The organism is Falsiroseomonas stagni DSM 19981 (assembly GCF_900114315.1).
In the GTDB taxonomy this organism is placed as follows: Bacteria; Pseudomonadota; Alphaproteobacteria; order Acetobacterales; family Acetobacteraceae; genus Falsiroseomonas; species Falsiroseomonas stagni.
This window is the reverse complement of the sequence record NZ_FOSQ01000004.1, coordinates 220,146-233,059: the sequence shown is the minus strand read 5'-3', so window position 1 is coordinate 233,059 and position 12,914 is coordinate 220,146. Positions and strand designations below refer to the sequence as shown.

The window sequence follows — 12,914 nt, the reverse complement described above, 5'->3', positions numbered from 1 at the left end:
GGAGGGCCTGGTTGTGCTGAAGGTCGAGACGCGGGAGCCGCCGGTGCGGTTCTTCGAGGACTTCCGGGAGGGGCAGGACCTGCCGAGCGTGACGCGGGGGCCGATGCTGGTGGGCCATCAGGTCCGCTGGGCCGGTGCCTGCGACAATTACGAATCCGAATTCCACCACGACGAATACATCGCCAAGGCGCAGGGCCTGCCGGGCATCATCCTCTCCGGCCCGCTCATGGCATCCTGGCTGCTGACCATCGTGAAGGACTGGATGGGACGGGACGCGCGGCTGGTGCGCTTCGCCGACCAGAACCGCGGCTCCACCATGCCGCGCGACCTCGCCCATTTCCACGGCAAGGTGAAGCGGACCTATGAGGATGCGGGCCGCGCCTACATCGAACTGGAATGCTCCATCACCAACCAGCGGGGCGAGGTGACGACGCCGGGCTCCGCCCTTGTCGAGATGCCGCGTCGGGGAGCAGGAGCATGAGCGCGGTCGTGACCGGGCCCTCGGATGCCGAGGCGCAGGCCTTCCTCGACAGCCTCATCGGCCCGCTGGGCGAGGACGTCACCACGCTGGTGGAGCTTGGCGCCGTGCGGCGCATGGCGCTCTGCATGGATGATTTCGACCCGATCCACTTCGACGAGGCCGCGGCGAAGGCGCGGGGCTATCGCGGCGTCGTCGCGCCCTGGCCGCTGCTCTGGCTCTATTTCTTCACCTGCACCATCTACGAACACGACTTCCCCTTCGGGAAGGCGACCGTGCATGGCGCCGATGAGTATGAGTTCCATGAGCCGATGATCGTCGGCGACGTCATCACGGTCCGCACCGCGATGGTCGATGCGAAGCTGAAGCACGGCAAGTCCGGAAGGCTCGGCCAGGTCGTCTCCGAGCGCCGCTTCACGAACCAGAGGGGGGAGTTGTGCGCGGTGCTGCGCACGATCCTGTTCCGGCGATGAGCGAGATGGTGCCGGACTACATCACCCCCGCGGTGAGGGCGGTGATCGGCGCTGTCTCCCCGCCCCAGCTCGCGACCCATCCGGTGGAGCCCAGCGAGATCCGGCGCTTCCACCAGGCGGTGATGGACCACGCGCCGCGCTACTGGGATGAGGCAGCGGCCGCGCGCTATGGCGGCGTGGTGGCGCCGATGGGCTTCCCCGTCCACGCGCATCGCCGCGCGGAGGATCAGGAAGACCCGCTGGCGGCGATGGATCGCCCCGACTTCGATGGCGTGGACCGCGCGCTGCGCCCCGGCCTGCCGGAAGTGGTGGTGCCGCTGAAGCGGCTGATGAATGGCGGCTATGAGTACGAGCTTTTCCGCCACGCGCGGCCCGGCGAACGCATCGTGCTGCGCAGCCGCTACGCCGACATCTACCAGCGCAACGGCCGCACCGGGCCGATCGTCTTCGTCGTCATCGAGGACAGCTACGAGACGGAGACGGGAGAGCGGCTGCTGCTGTCCGTCAACACGATGATTCTCCGATGAAGGAAGCGGCCATGGACGGCACGGCAGGCGCCATCTTCGACGATGTCGAGATCGGGCAGGACATCCCGACGCTGGTGAAGGGGCCGATGACCACCGCGCATATCATGCGCTGGTCGGCGGCGATGGAGAATTGGCACCGCATCCACTACGACTGGAAATACGCGACCGAGCACGACAAGCTGCCGGACGTGATGGTGAATGGCAGCTGGAAGCAGCATGTCATGATCCAGCTCCTCTCCGACTGGGTCGGCGATACCGGCTGGGCCTGGAAGGTCGGCTTCCAGTTCCGCGGCATGAACGTGCCCGGCGATACGCTGACCGCCTGGGGCCGCGTGACGGGGAAGCAGGAACGCGGCGCCTGGGGCGTCGTCGATCTGGACATCGGGCTGCGCGACCAGAAGGGCAATGAAGGCACGCCCGGCACCGCCCGCGTGGTGCTGCCGCGCCGCGGCGGCCCGCCCGTGCCCTACCCCTTCGATCCCGCCGTGCTGGGCTGACCGCCATGTGGGACCTGCCTAAGACCGTGCACCTGATGGAGGTCGGCCCGCGCGACGGCCTCCAGATCGAGCCCACGATCCTGACGACGGACCAGAAGCTGGAACTGCTGGACGCCATCGCCGAAGCCGGGGTGCGGGAGATCGAGGCCGGGTCCTTCGTGAACCCCAAGGCCGTGCCGCAGATGGCGGATACGGAGGCGGTGTTCCGCCGCCTCCGCCGCCATCCCGGCGTGACCTATCGCGCGCTGTGGCTGAACCCGCGCGGCCTCGACCGCGCCATCGCGGTCGGAACCGTGGACCTTGATGGCCGCCTCCAGCTCACGGCCAGCGAAGCCTTCGTGAAGCGCAACACCAACCGCAGCATCGACGAGACCTTCGCCGATGTGCCGGACTGGATCGCGCGCTACCGGGCCGCCGGCGTGGCGCCGGACTGCCTCGGCATGATGGCGGCCTTCGGCTGCAATTTCGAGGGCGACGTGCCGGTGGACCGCGTCGTCTCCCTGGTCGCGCGCGCCGAGGCCGCGCTGCTGGCGGCGGGATCCGCGCTGAAGCAGGTGGCGCTTGCGGATACCATGGGCTGGGCCACACCCGACCGCATCCGCCGGATGATCGGCACCATGCGCGATCGCTGGCCCGACCTCTCCATCAAGCTGCACCTGCACGACACCCGCGGCACCGCCATGGCGAATGCGATGGCGGCGCTGGCGATGGGGGTGCGCGAGTTCGATGGCTCCATCGGCGGCCTCGGCGGCTGCCCCTTCGCGGGCCACAAGGGCGCGGCGGGCAACATCTGCACCGAGGACCTGGCGTATATGTGCGAGGAGATGGGCATCGCCACCGGCATCGACCTGCCCGCGCTGGTGCGCGCGGCGCAGATGGCGGAATCGATGCTCGGCCATCCCGTGCCGGGCAAGGTGATGAAGGGCGGCCTGCTGCCGCGCAGGCTGGCGGCATGAGCCATTCGCCGCTGGCCCACATCACCATCCTGGACCTGACGCGCGTCCGCGCCGGGCCGACCTGCGTGAAGCAGCTCTCGGATTGGGGCGCCACCGTCATCAAGGTGGAAGGCCCGGCCGAGGATGACATGACGGGCGCCCGGGATGGCTCGGACTTCCAGAACCTGCACCGCAACAAGCAGTCCATCGTGCTGGACCTGAAGCATCCCGATGGCGTCGCGGTGCTGAAGCGCCTGGCCGCCTCGGCCGATGTGGTGGTGGAGAATTTCCGCCCCGACGTGAAGCATCGCCTCGGCATCGGGTATGATGACCTTCGCGCCGTGAATCCGCGCCTAGTCTACGCCTCCATCTCCGGCTTCGGGGAGGATGGGCCCTACGCCGCGCGGCCGGGCTTCGACATGGTGGCGCAGGGCATGGGCGGCATGATGTCCGTGACCGGCCTGCCCGGCCACGGCCCCCTGCGCGCGGGCATCCCGCTGGCCGACCTCACCTCCGGCCTCTACGCCGCCATCGGCATCCTGATCGCGCTGCTGGACCGCGACCGCACCGGGCAGGGCCAGTGGGTGAAGGCATCGCTGCTGCAGGCGCAGGTCGCGATGCTGGATTTCCAGGCGGCGGCCTGGCTGATGGAGGGCAAGGTCTATCGCCAGACCGGCAACGACCATCCCTACACCACGCCGATGGGCGTCTATCCCGCGGCGGACCAGGACATCGTCATCGGCGCCTCCGGCCAGGGCCAGTACCGCAAGCTGTGCGAGGCGATCGAGGCGCCGCATCTGCTGGAGGATGCGCGCTTCGCCACCGCCGATGCGCGGCTGGCCAACCGCCCCGCCTTCACCACCGCGCTGTCCGCCGTGACGCGCACGCGCAAGGCCGCGGCGTGGGTCGCGGTGCTGAATGCGGCGGGCATCGCCTGCGGGCCCATCAACGACATCCAGCAGGTCTTCGCCGATCCGCAGGTGCAGGCGCATGGCCTGGCCGCCACGGTGGGGCATCCGCGGCTCGGCCCCATCGCCGTGGTGGGCGCGCCCATCACGCTGTCCGCCAGCGAGGCGCGCATCACCCTGCCGGCGCCGGACAAGGGCGAGCACACCGACGGGCTGCTGCGCGCGGCGGGATACGCGGAGGCCGAGATCGCCGCGATGCGGCAGGCCGGCGCGGTGGGCTGAACGACGCAGCGTCCAACACAAAAAGGGAGGAAATACCACCATGACCAAGATCCGCAGGCGCGCTGCCCTGGCCCTCGGCCTCGGCGTGCCCTTCATCGCGCGCGGCGCGCGGGCGCAGGGGGAATGGCCGACGCGGCCGATCCGCCTGGTCATCCCCTTCACCGCGGGCGGCGGCGGCGACAGTTCCGCGCGGCCGCTGGCGGCGAAGATGGCGGAAATCCTCGGCCAGAACGTGGTGGTGGAAAACCGCACCGGCGGCAATGCCGTGGTCGCGGCCTCCGCCGTGCTGCAGGCGCGGGATGGCTACACCTTCCTGGTCGATGCGGCGAACCAGATCACCAACCCGCTGCTGCTGCGTGACCTGCCCTTCGACTACCGCACCTCCTTCCTGCCGGTAACGCAGACCGCGCGCTTCCCGCAGGTGCTGGCGGTGCGGCGGGACTTCCCGGCGCAGAACGTCGCGGAGTTCATCGCCTATGCGAAGGCCAATCCGGGCCGCGTCTCCTGCGGCACGCCCCCGGCCGCGGGCGCGGGGCATTTGGCGCTGGCGCTGCTGGAACAGCGGGCGGGCATCCGCCTGCTGCACGCGCCCTATCGCGGCGGCGCGGATGCGGCGCGGGACATCATGGGGGGCCAGATCGACAGCATGATCCTCACCTCCTCCACCGCCCGCGCGCCGATCGAGACCGGCCGCGCGCGCCCGCTGGCACTGACGGGGGCGGAACGGCTGCCGACGCTGCCCGATGTGCCGACGCTGGCGGAAAGCGGCTTCCCCGGCTTCGACATGGATGACTGGAACGGGCTGTTCGCCCCGGCCGGTACGCCCGCGCCGGTGATCGTCCGCCTTCAGGCTGCGGTGGCGGAAGCGTGCCGCGACCCCGGCGTGCTGGCCCGCATGGCGCCGCTCGGCACCGTCCTCGGCGGCCAGCCGACGGAGGTCTTCGCGGCCTGGGTGGAACGGCAGCGGGAGGTGGCGGCGCAGGTGATCCGCGACGCCGGCATCACCCTCGGCTGATCGGCCGCTTTGCGGCGGCGCGGGGTTCGCCCCGCGCCTCTCCGTCCAGCATCGCCTCCAGCATCCGCAGCGCGCCGAGCACATTCGCACTCGCCAAGGCGGAAGCCAGCGCCTGGTCCCGGTCCTCCAGCGCCACGACGAGGCGGGAGTGGTCGGCGATGGAACGGCGTACCCGTTCGGGGCTGGACAGCGTGCGTCGCCGGAAGCGCAGCGATCGCAGCACCAGGCTGTCCAGCTGCCGCAGCAGCGTGCGGTTGCGCGCCAGTTCGGCGAAGCGTTCGTGGAAGCGGACATTGCCCCAGTAGTAGCCATCGCGGTCGCCGGTATTGGCGGCGTCCTGCATCGCCGTCACGATGTCCCGGAGTTCGACAAGCTCCTCCGCACTGGCATGTTCGCAGGCCTCGCTGGCGCAAAGGCCGAGCATGGCGGCGCGGACGCGGTAGATCTCCCGGATCTCGTCCCGGTCATGGATGGCGACGCGGGGGCGGCGGCGCGGCGGGATCTCCACCAGCCCCTCCTTCTCCAGCATCACCAGCGCTTCCCGCACCGGGGTGCGGCTGGTGCTGAAGCGCCGGGCGAGGTCCACGGAATTCAGGTCACGCCCCGGCGGCAGCAGCCCGTCCAGGATCTCGGCGCCGATGGTGCAGGCGATGTCGATGACGAGCGAGGCATGCGCCTCCCCGCGCGAGAGCACGCGGTGGATGGTGGCGCGGAAGCGTTCGCTATTGGCGGAAGCCCCCCCATGGTCAGGCATCGCCGTCACTCATCCCGCCCCATGCCATCGCCCCCTGGTGGCCGCGCAGGGCCGAGGTTGCGCGTGCCCCCTGCCCCCGCGCCCCCGGTCATCGCGGGAAGGGTCGGGGGATCGGGGGCCGCATGGCGTCGGCCCGGATCGGGACAGGGCTTACCGCAAACCCACCCTTCGCGTCATCCGCCCCGTCAGAACGGCGAGTATTGCGCCACCAGGTCCACATGGTCGGCCGCGCTGCCGAACAGCGCCGGGTCGATCGCGTCCGGCATCGGGGCGCGCGCCTCGATGAAGCCGATCACATCAGCCCCCGCCCCGCTGCCGGGATCGACCAGGACGCGATGCTTGATCACCGCAGGCCTGTCGAGGCAGGTCGCCGCCATGCCGGCCTTTACCGCCTCCACCTGTTCCGGCGCCAGGCCGCGAAAGCGGATGATGCCGATGCGGGCCGCGCGGCCGGTGACGGGGTGGCCCGGGCCGACCTGGTCCCCCGCGAAGCGCTGCACGCGGGCGCGCGCCGTCACGCGCTTGGTCCAGGGACTGGCATTGTCATAGGCCACGCGGTGGTATTCTGGCGTGTCCAGCACGCCGAAGCCTTCAAGGTCATACATGGCGAGGTAGCGCGGCGCGCCGGCGGCGATGTTCATGTAGCGCAGCCCCGTCACGAAGCCGGGCACCGACAGGCGCTCGGGCACGTGCTCGCTGTCGTACCACGCGTTGAATTCCTCATCGAAGGCGGGCGGGGGATTCATGAAGACGAGGAGGAAACCCTTGTTCGCCATGGTCAGGCTCCTGGCTGGGTGAGCGGGGCGAGGAAGTCGAGGACGCGTGCCGCGAAGGCCGCCGGGCGCTGGTAGGGCAGGAAATGCGCGCCCTCCTCATCCAGGGCGATGCGCGCCAGGCCGGGCTGCATCAGCGCCTGCACCTCCTCCGCCAGCGCGGGCGGCAGCAGCAGGTCATGCGCGGCCGGCACCAGCAGCGTGGGGCATCGCACCAGCGGCAGGTCGGCCCGCGCATCGGCGGTGGCGAAGCCTTCCACCGCATCGGCATAGGCCGCCACATCCTGCGCCGCGAAGGTGGCGAGGTAGGAATCGTAGCGCGCGTCACGGGGCTGCGCCTCGAAGGGGCGCTCCACCGCGCCGGGCAGGATCGCGGCCATGCCATGCGCCCGCAGCGCGGCGGCGCGCGCCACCAGCATGGCCCGCGCGGCCTCCGCCGTGCGCGGCGTCGGGTTGGACAGCACCAGGGCGGCGACATGGTCGGGATGCCGCGCGGCATAGGCCGCCGCCACCATGCAGCCGACGGCGCAGGCGACCGGCACCATCCGCTCGATGCCGAGCGACGCGCGCAACGCCTCGATATCCGCGACATGCTGGTCGAGGCCCGGCGGCGTGTCACCACGCGGTGAGGCACCGGCGCTGCGGAGATCTATGGCCAGCACGGCGAAATGCGGGTCCCAGGCCGGCAGGCAGGCATCCCAGAAGCCGAGCGAGGCGCCCATCGGATGGATCAGCAGGAGGGTCGGCGCCGGCCTGACGGCGCGGCCCGACAGGCGATGGTGCAGCAGGCTCATGCCACCCCGCCCAGCAGGAAGCCGGTGATGGCGGCGGTGAAGGCGGCCTCCGCTTCGATCTGCATCATGTGCGGCGCGCCCGGCAGCACCTGGAAGGCGGCGCCGGGGATGGCGCGGGCGACTGTGGCTTCCGACATGGCCGGTGGTGTCGCCACGTCCCGCTCCCCCGCGATGACGAGTGCCGGCACCGTCAGCGCCGGGAGGTGCGGCGTCGCGGACAGGCCCGCGATGGCGTGCCAGCCCGCGGACCATCCCGCGACGTCATCGGCCAGCAGGCGGTCCCGCACGCGCTGCACGGCGGGATCGGCGCGGAAGGGTTCGGTGAACCAGCGCTCGATCGTGCCGTCCACCACCGCTGCCATGCCGCCGCGTTCCGCCACCAGGCCGCGCTCGCGCAGCATCGGGCGGACCGGGTCCGGGAAATCCCCGCCGCATCCGCAGGGCACCAGGGCGGAGACGAGGCCGGGATGCCGGATCGCCACCATCTGCGCGATCATGCCACCGAAGGACAGGCCGACCAGCGCGGCAGGGCCAGCACCGAGTTCCCGGATCGCCAGCGCCACGTCATCGGCATAGGCCTCGATCGGCCGGGGCCGCAGCACGGCTGGGGATGCGCCATGACCCGCGAGGTCGAGGCTGACGACGCGCCGCGCGGTGGCCAGCGCCGCCGGCAGGCCGCCCCAGAAGCCGCCATCCAGGCCCACGGGATGCAGCAGGATCACGGGCGGGCCGGCGCCGATCGCGCGGCCATGCAGCGGGATCGCGGTCATGCGCCCCGGGCGCGGATGGTGATCGTCGGCATCTCGGCGCTTCCCCCTTGTGTCGACAGTTAGGCGTGCGGGCCCTTTCCCTGTCAACCATCCCGCCCCGGCGCGCAGGCGCCTTTCAGGCCGAAGCTGGCCCATGGGGAGTCGACGCCCGACAGGGCCTCGCCTAGGCTGATCCCGCAAAGAGTGTCGACAGAAAAGGGGAGGATCGCCTTGACGCAGCCCGCATCCGATACGCCGGTGCGGCATCCCGCCGTGCGGCCGGACTGGCTGGCCCGGCACCGGGAAGCGGCGCTGGAACCGGGACTGCCCATCATCGACCCCCACCATCACCTGTGGGGGGAGGCTCGGGGCCGCTATCTCCTCGACGATTTCCTGGTCGACGCCGCCAGCGGCCACGACATCCGCGCCAGCGTCTTCATCGAATGCGACACGGCCTACCGTACCACCGGGGAGGCGCGCTTCCAGCCGGTGGGCGAGACCGAGTTCGTGGTGGAGATGGCGGAGCGCGCGGCAGCGCTGGGCGGGCCAAGGGTGGCGGCGGGGATCGTGGGCTTCGCGGAACTCACGGAAGGGGCCTCCATCCGCGATGTGCTGGAAGCGCAGATCGCAGCCGGGCGCGGCCGTTTCCGCGGCGTCCGCCACATCGCCGCCTGGCACCCGGATGCCGCCGCGCGCGGATCGCTCGCGACGCCGCCGCCCATGCTGATGCTGCAGCCCCGGTTCCGCGAGGGCTTCGCGCAACTCGCGCCGCTCGGCCTGAGCTTCGATGCCTGGATGTACCACACGCAGATCGCAGAGCTGCGCGACCTGGCCGATGCCTTCCCGGAAACGCCGATCGTGCTGAACCATGTCGGCGGCGCCATCGGCATCGGCCCCTATGCCACGCGGCGGCGGCATGTGATGGCGGCCTGGGGCGCGGCCCTGCGCGAACTCGCGCATTGCCAGAACGTGCACCTCAAGATCGGCGGCCTCGGCATGCGGCTGTTCGGCTTCGCCATGCATGAACGGGAAGCGCCGCCGGACAGCGCCACCCTGGCGGAAGCCTGGCGGCCATTGGTGGAGACCTGCGTGGAAGCCTTCGGCGCCACGCGCTGCATGTTCGAGAGCAACTTCCCCGTGGACAAGGCGGGCTTCGCCTATGGCACCGCCTGGAACGCCTTCAAGCGCATCACCGCATCCTGGTCGGCGTGGGAGCGGGCCGCGCTGTTCCACGACAACGCCGCGCGCTTCTATCGCATCGCCAGCTGAGAAGGAGCACCGCGTGGCCCGCCTGCCCTATCTGACCGCGAAGGACCTGCCGCCGGAGCACCGGGATGTCGTCGCCCGCGACATCTGGCTCAACCGCGTCATGGCCAACAGCCCCGGCGCGGCACGCGCCTTCACCGACCTCGGCATGTTCATCCGCTTCCACAGCCGGCTGGATCCGCGGCTGCGGCAATTGGCGATCATGCAGGTGGGGTGGCTGGCGCGCAGCCCCTACGAATGGTCGCACCATGTGCGTATCGGCAAGGAATTCGGCTGCACCGATGCCGATATCCGCGCCATCGCGACCGAGACCGATGGCGGCGACAGCGCGCTCGAACCCCTCGCGAAGCTGGTGCTGCAAGGCGCGCGTGAGATGTTCCACGGCCCCGGCATGTCCACCGAGACCTTCGATGCGCTGCGCCCGCATCTCGATCCCGAACGCCTCACCGACCTCACCGTCACCATCGCCTATTACTGCGGCGTGGTGCGGCTGCTGGCGACGCTCGGCGTGGAGGTGGAGCCGGACTACCAGCCCTTCCTGGAGGAGTATCCGCTGCCATGAACGATGCCGCGTTGTCCGAGGACGTGACCCCATCGCCGCTGCCGCCGCCGGGCACGCGCATCATCGTCACCGGCGCGGCGCAGGGCATCGGCCGCGCGGTGGCGGATGCCTTCCATGCCCGCGGCGCGCGCGTCTGCGCCTTCGATCTCGGCCCCGTGCCGGATGCGCCGGAGGGCTGGATCGTCGCGCGCGGCAACGTCACGGTCGCCGCCGATCTCGAAGCGGCCTTCGCGCGGATGGACGAGGCCTGGGGCGGCGTCGATGTTGTGCACGCGAATGCCGGCATCTCCGCCAACAAGCCGACGCTGGACCTGACCGAGGATGAATGGCGCCGGACGATCGACGTCAACCTGACCGGCGCCTTCCTGACGGCGCAGGCCGGCGGGCGGCGCATGGTGGCGCAGGGGTCGGGGCTGCTGCTGTTCACCGCCAGCCTGTTCCACGCCGTGGGCGGCGCGGCGCGCGCGGCCTATTGCGGCAGCAAGGGCGGCGTCGCGAACCTGGCGCGGGCACTCGCCTGCGAATGGGCGGAGCATGGCGTGCGGGTGAATGCGCTGGCGCCCGGCTATGTGGAGACGGCGCTGGTGTCGGACCTGCTGGCGCGCGGCCGGCTTGATGCGGCGGCGCTGCGCCATCGGTCCCCGCAGCGGCGCCTGGTGCAGCCGCGGGAAGTGGCGGCGATGGCGCTGTTCCTCGCCTCCCCGGCGGCATCCAGCGTTAATGGCGCGGTGCTGTCCGTCGATGGCGGCTGGACGGCGAACGGCGCGCCATGACGGAAACGCATTTCGCGACGCGGGCCTCCATCAGCGGGCACACGCAAGTCGTCGTCATCCTCGCCCATCCCGTCGGCCATATCCGAACGCCCGCGGCCATGAACGCGCATTTCGCGGCGGCGGGGCAGGATGCCGTCATCGTGCCGATGCATGTGCAGCCGGATGACCTGGCCGCGGTGGTGGATGGCCTGCGCCGGCTACGGAACCTCGGCGGCATCATCGTCACGGTGCCGCACAAGGAAACCATCGCCGCGCTCTGCGATGACCTGACCGACCAGGCGCGACTGGTCGGCGCCGTCAACGCCATCCGCGTGCAGCCCGATGGCCGCCTGCTGGGCGGGCAATTCGATGGGGAGGGCTTCTGCGCGGGCCTGGTCGCCGCCGGCCACGCCATCCGCGGGCGGCGCATCTGGATGGCGGGCGCCGGCGGCGCCGCGGCAGGCATCGCCTTCGCCCTGCTGCGCCAGGGCGCCGGCGCGCTGGCCATCCATAACCGCGGCGCCGCGCGGGCGGAGGTGCTGGTCGCGCGGCTGCGCCACGCCTTCCCGGGCCGGGAGATCGCCGCTGCCGGGGCGGACCCCGCAGACCACGACATCGTGGTGAACGCCACCTCGCTCGGCCTGCATCCCGGCGATGCCCTGCCCGTGGACTGCACCCGGATGACGCCCGGCATGCTGGCGGCGGAGGTAGTGATGCAGCCCGAGGTCACCCCCTTCCTGCGGGCCGCCGCCGCGATCGGCTGCGCGACCCATCCGGGGCTGCCGATGCTGACGGAGCAGGTGCCGATCCTGGCGCGGTTTGTCACCGCCAGGGACTGGGCCGCGGGCTGAGCGCGAAGGGCGGATCGCGGCGACAGCGCGGATCGCGCCACTAGTCGTTGACGTTGCATGGTGAGCCCGGTGGGACTCGAACCCACGACCCCATGATTAAAAGTCACGTGCTCTACCGGCTGAGCTACGGGCTCCCAGGTCGCGCGGCCCCGTGACGGGACCGCGCGAGGGGCGTGTTAGGCGTCGGCGGCCGGGGTGCTGTCAACCCCTTCCGCCGCCGGGGCGGCAGCGGCGCCGATGCGGGCGGTCTTGATGCGATCGGGATCGCGCGCCATGCCGTTCGGGCCCTGGCCGCGCTTGATCTTGTCCACCACGTCCATCCCTTCGATCACCTTGCCCCAGATGGTGTACTGGCCATCGAGGCTCGGCGCCGGCGCGAACATGATGAAGAACTGGCTGTTCGCGCTGTTCGGGTTGTTGGTGCGCGCCATGCCGCAGGTGCCGCGGACGAACTTCGCCTTGCCGGGCGGGCTGAATTCGGCGGGCAGGTCCGGGTGGCTGCTGCCGCCGGTGCCAGTGCCCGTCGGGTCGCCGCCCTGGGCCATGAAGCCATCAATCACGCGATGGAAGGGCGTGTTGTCGTAGAAGCCCTCGGCCGCCAGGGCCTTGATGCGTTCGACATGAAGGGGCGCCAGGTCGGGCAGCAGCTCGATCACGACGTTGCCGTCCTTCAGTTCAAGGACCAGCGTATTCTCGGGGGCGGTGGCGCTCATGCTGCGTCTCTCCGATGGAAGCTTGCGGGGCGGGGGGCGCGTGACGTCAGCGGACGTCGGCGGCCACCCGCATGGTGCGGATGCGGTCGGGCGGGTTGGGCACCTGGCCGGACTGGCCGACGCCGCGCTTGATCTTGTCCACCGCGTCCATGCCCGACACGACGCGGCCCCAGATGGTGTACTGGCCATCGAGGAAGGAGCCGGGCGCGAACATGATGAAGAACTGGCTGTTGGCGCTGTTCGGCGCCTGGCTGCGGGCCATGCCGCAGGTGCCGCGCAGGAAGCGGGCGCGGCTCGGCGGGCTGAACTCGGCGGCCAGGTCCGGCAGCGGGCTGCCGCCGGTGCCGGTGCCCGTGGGGTCGCCGCCCTGGGCCATGAAGCCCTCGATCACGCGGTGGAAGGGCGTGTTGTCGTAGAAGTTGCGGCGCGTCAGCGTCTTGATGCGCTCCACATGGCGGGGCGCCAGTTCGGGCTGCAGCTGGATGGTCACGCGGCCATCCTTCAGCTCCATGAACAGTGTGTTCTCGGGGTCCGTCGCAGGTGCGGCGCCCTGGGCGGCGGCATCGCGCGGCAGGATCAGCGCGG

At 71.1% G+C, this 12,914-nt stretch carries 17 protein-coding genes and 1 tRNA gene; 11 read left to right on the top strand and 7 right to left on the bottom strand.

Translation table 11 applies throughout. The features are described 5' to 3' along the window. Window positions 1–13: 13 nt before the first annotated feature. The 7 genes from BM041_RS13555 to BM041_RS13525 are packed head-to-tail and all read left to right on the top strand — an operon-like array spanning window position 14 to window position 5,115. The gene (locus tag BM041_RS13555; protein ID WP_092960287.1) at window positions 14–481 is read left to right on the top strand and encodes a MaoC family dehydratase; all 468 of its coding nucleotides are present in this window, start codon (window positions 14–16) and stop codon (window positions 479–481) included. Then, entirely contained in the window at window positions 478–951 is a 474-nt protein-coding gene (locus BM041_RS13550; RefSeq protein WP_175533912.1) for an FAS1-like dehydratase domain-containing protein, read from the top strand. The genes BM041_RS13555 and BM041_RS13550 overlap by 4 nt, the downstream gene beginning before the upstream one ends. Beyond that, complete coding sequence (locus tag BM041_RS13545; protein ID WP_217648712.1) at window positions 948–1,478, top strand: FAS1-like dehydratase domain-containing protein; 531 nt, start codon at window positions 948–950, stop codon at window positions 1,476–1,478. The genes BM041_RS13550 and BM041_RS13545 overlap by 4 nt, the downstream gene beginning before the upstream one ends. An 11-nt stretch (window positions 1,479–1,489) precedes the next feature. Continuing rightward, window positions 1,490–1,975 (top strand): MaoC family dehydratase, encoded by a 486-nt coding sequence (locus BM041_RS13540; RefSeq protein WP_092960532.1) that lies wholly within the window; start codon window positions 1,490–1,492, stop codon window positions 1,973–1,975. Window positions 1,976–1,980: 5 nt separating this feature from the next. Next, a complete protein-coding gene (locus BM041_RS13535; protein WP_092960283.1) occupies window positions 1,981–2,931 on the top strand; it encodes a hydroxymethylglutaryl-CoA lyase in 951 nt (316 codons plus the stop codon). Next, the gene (locus BM041_RS13530; RefSeq protein WP_092960281.1) at window positions 2,928–4,100 is read left to right on the top strand and encodes a CaiB/BaiF CoA transferase family protein; all 1,173 of its coding nucleotides are present in this window, start codon (window positions 2,928–2,930) and stop codon (window positions 4,098–4,100) included. The genes BM041_RS13535 and BM041_RS13530 overlap by 4 nt, the downstream gene beginning before the upstream one ends. A 40-nt stretch (window positions 4,101–4,140) precedes the next feature. Then, the gene (locus BM041_RS13525; RefSeq protein ID WP_092960279.1) at window positions 4,141–5,115 is read left to right on the top strand and encodes a Bug family tripartite tricarboxylate transporter substrate binding protein; all 975 of its coding nucleotides are present in this window, start codon (window positions 4,141–4,143) and stop codon (window positions 5,113–5,115) included. Here BM041_RS13525 and BM041_RS13520 read toward each other — a convergent pair. The 4 genes from BM041_RS13520 to BM041_RS13505 all read right to left on the bottom strand — a co-directional run bounded on the left by BM041_RS13520 (window position 5,102) and on the right by BM041_RS13505 (window position 8,206). Then, the gene (locus tag BM041_RS13520; protein ID WP_092960277.1) at window positions 5,102–5,869 is read right to left on the bottom strand and encodes a GntR family transcriptional regulator; all 768 of its coding nucleotides are present in this window, start codon (window positions 5,867–5,869) and stop codon (window positions 5,102–5,104) included. The genes BM041_RS13525 and BM041_RS13520 overlap by 14 nt on opposite strands. A gap of 185 nt (window positions 5,870–6,054) precedes the next feature. Next, window positions 6,055–6,645, bottom strand: a complete 591-nt coding sequence (locus BM041_RS13515; protein ID WP_092960275.1) for a DUF4286 family protein — start codon at window positions 6,643–6,645, stop codon at window positions 6,055–6,057. Between the two features lie 2 nt (window positions 6,646–6,647). Continuing rightward, window positions 6,648–7,436, bottom strand: a complete 789-nt coding sequence (locus BM041_RS13510) for an alpha/beta fold hydrolase (RefSeq protein WP_092960273.1) — start codon at window positions 7,434–7,436, stop codon at window positions 6,648–6,650. Beyond that, window positions 7,433–8,206: an alpha/beta fold hydrolase gene (locus tag BM041_RS13505; protein ID WP_175533911.1), complete on the bottom strand. Its 774-nt coding sequence runs from the start codon at window positions 8,204–8,206 to the stop codon at window positions 7,433–7,435. The genes BM041_RS13510 and BM041_RS13505 overlap by 4 nt, the downstream gene beginning before the upstream one ends. A gap of 210 nt (window positions 8,207–8,416) precedes the next feature. On the opposite strand from BM041_RS13505, the gene BM041_RS13500 reads away from it, so the two are divergent. Genes BM041_RS13500 through BM041_RS13485 form a run of 4 tightly spaced genes read left to right on the top strand, consistent with a single transcriptional unit; the run spans window position 8,417 to window position 11,616 of the window. Then, on the top strand, window positions 8,417–9,454 hold the full coding sequence (locus tag BM041_RS13500) for an amidohydrolase family protein (protein ID WP_092960269.1): 1,038 nt from the start codon (window positions 8,417–8,419) through the stop codon (window positions 9,452–9,454). 13 nt (window positions 9,455–9,467) lie between these two features. Beyond that, window positions 9,468–10,013, top strand: a complete 546-nt coding sequence (locus BM041_RS13495; protein WP_092960267.1) for a carboxymuconolactone decarboxylase family protein — start codon at window positions 9,468–9,470, stop codon at window positions 10,011–10,013. Beyond that, window positions 10,010–10,786: an SDR family NAD(P)-dependent oxidoreductase gene (locus BM041_RS13490; RefSeq protein WP_092960265.1), complete on the top strand. Its 777-nt coding sequence runs from the start codon at window positions 10,010–10,012 to the stop codon at window positions 10,784–10,786. The genes BM041_RS13495 and BM041_RS13490 overlap by 4 nt, the downstream gene beginning before the upstream one ends. Next, window positions 10,783–11,616, top strand: a complete 834-nt coding sequence (locus tag BM041_RS13485) for a shikimate dehydrogenase family protein (protein WP_092960264.1) — start codon at window positions 10,783–10,785, stop codon at window positions 11,614–11,616. The genes BM041_RS13490 and BM041_RS13485 overlap by 4 nt, the downstream gene beginning before the upstream one ends. A 58-nt stretch (window positions 11,617–11,674) precedes the next feature. Here BM041_RS13485 and BM041_RS13480 read toward each other — a convergent pair. The 3 genes from BM041_RS13480 to BM041_RS13470 form a co-directional block, all read right to left on the bottom strand. After that, window positions 11,675–11,750, bottom strand: a tRNA-Lys gene (locus tag BM041_RS13480). 42 nt (window positions 11,751–11,792) lie between these two features. Further along, window positions 11,793–12,329: a peptidylprolyl isomerase gene (locus tag BM041_RS13475; RefSeq protein ID WP_092960262.1), complete on the bottom strand. Its 537-nt coding sequence runs from the start codon at window positions 12,327–12,329 to the stop codon at window positions 11,793–11,795. A gap of 46 nt (window positions 12,330–12,375) precedes the next feature. Next, a complete protein-coding gene (locus BM041_RS13470) occupies window positions 12,376–12,840 on the bottom strand; it encodes a peptidylprolyl isomerase (RefSeq protein ID WP_245762086.1) in 465 nt (154 codons plus the stop codon). Window positions 12,841–12,914 lie beyond the last annotated feature (74 nt).

Excerpts from the sequence above, each read along its gene's own strand:
- BM041_RS13475 (WP_092960262.1), bottom strand. The coding sequence starts at position 12,329 with ATGAGCGCCACCGCCCCCGAGAATACGCTGGTCCTTGAACTGAAGGAC.
- BM041_RS13515 (WP_092960275.1), bottom strand. The coding sequence starts at position 6,645 with ATGGCGAACAAGGGTTTCCTCCTCGTCTTCATGAATCCCCCGCCCGCC.
- BM041_RS13485 (WP_092960264.1), top strand. The coding sequence starts at position 10,783 with ATGACGGAAACGCATTTCGCGACGCGGGCCTCCATCAGCGGGCACACG.
- BM041_RS13530 (WP_092960281.1), top strand. The coding sequence starts at position 2,928 with ATGAGCCATTCGCCGCTGGCCCACATCACCATCCTGGACCTGACGCGC.
- BM041_RS13540 (WP_092960532.1), top strand. The coding sequence starts at position 1,490 with ATGGACGGCACGGCAGGCGCCATCTTCGACGATGTCGAGATCGGGCAG.
- BM041_RS13525 (WP_092960279.1), top strand. The coding sequence starts at position 4,141 with ATGACCAAGATCCGCAGGCGCGCTGCCCTGGCCCTCGGCCTCGGCGTG.
- BM041_RS13470 (WP_245762086.1), bottom strand. The coding sequence starts at position 12,840 with ATGGAGCTGAAGGATGGCCGCGTGACCATCCAGCTGCAGCCCGAACTG.
- BM041_RS13535 (WP_092960283.1), top strand. The coding sequence starts at position 1,981 with ATGTGGGACCTGCCTAAGACCGTGCACCTGATGGAGGTCGGCCCGCGC.
- BM041_RS13545 (WP_217648712.1), top strand. The coding sequence starts at position 948 with ATGAGCGAGATGGTGCCGGACTACATCACCCCCGCGGTGAGGGCGGTG.
- BM041_RS13510 (WP_092960273.1), bottom strand. The coding sequence starts at position 7,436 with ATGAGCCTGCTGCACCATCGCCTGTCGGGCCGCGCCGTCAGGCCGGCG.
- BM041_RS13550 (WP_175533912.1), top strand. The coding sequence starts at position 478 with ATGAGCGCGGTCGTGACCGGGCCCTCGGATGCCGAGGCGCAGGCCTTC.
- BM041_RS13520 (WP_092960277.1), bottom strand. The coding sequence starts at position 5,869 with ATGCCTGACCATGGGGGGGCTTCCGCCAATAGCGAACGCTTCCGCGCC.
- BM041_RS13505 (WP_175533911.1), bottom strand. The coding sequence starts at position 8,206 with ATGACCGCGATCCCGCTGCATGGCCGCGCGATCGGCGCCGGCCCGCCC.
- BM041_RS13490 (WP_092960265.1), top strand. The coding sequence starts at position 10,010 with ATGAACGATGCCGCGTTGTCCGAGGACGTGACCCCATCGCCGCTGCCG.